Source organism: Mucilaginibacter sp. dw_454 (assembly GCF_018449775.1).
GTDB lineage: Bacteria > Bacteroidota > Bacteroidia > Sphingobacteriales > Sphingobacteriaceae > Mucilaginibacter.
This window is the reverse complement of the sequence record NZ_JAAVVB010000015.1, coordinates 1-293: the sequence shown is the minus strand read 5'-3', so window position 1 is coordinate 293 and position 293 is coordinate 1. Positions and strand designations below refer to the sequence as shown.

Here is a 293-nt window from a genome sequence, read left to right as displayed (position 1 = left end):
CCATCTTGAAACGTTCTGACAATACGGTTGGTATGTACAATCAAACCTGCGTTAGCATAGTTGGTAAAACCACCTACTACCAGCCACTGTGTGCTTAGCGGAATCTGGAAGGCATTTAATACTGCGCCGCCCAACGCGCCGGTAGGGTTGTTATAGGTAGGGTCAAGCACCACTTTACCGATCACCGTAAACTGAGGACCGAATACCAACTGACCGTCTACCACAAAGGCGGTTATACCGGTACTTGCGTTTGCCGGTACTTCTACTTTAATGCCGGTTGCGGTAATCGCGTC

Annotated in this window: 1 pseudogene; it reads right to left on the bottom strand. The window is 49.5% G+C overall.

The window, feature by feature from the left end:
• Nucleotides 1-293 (bottom strand): annotated as a pseudogene (locus tag HB679_RS20530) (DUF5008 domain-containing protein); the annotation flags it as partial.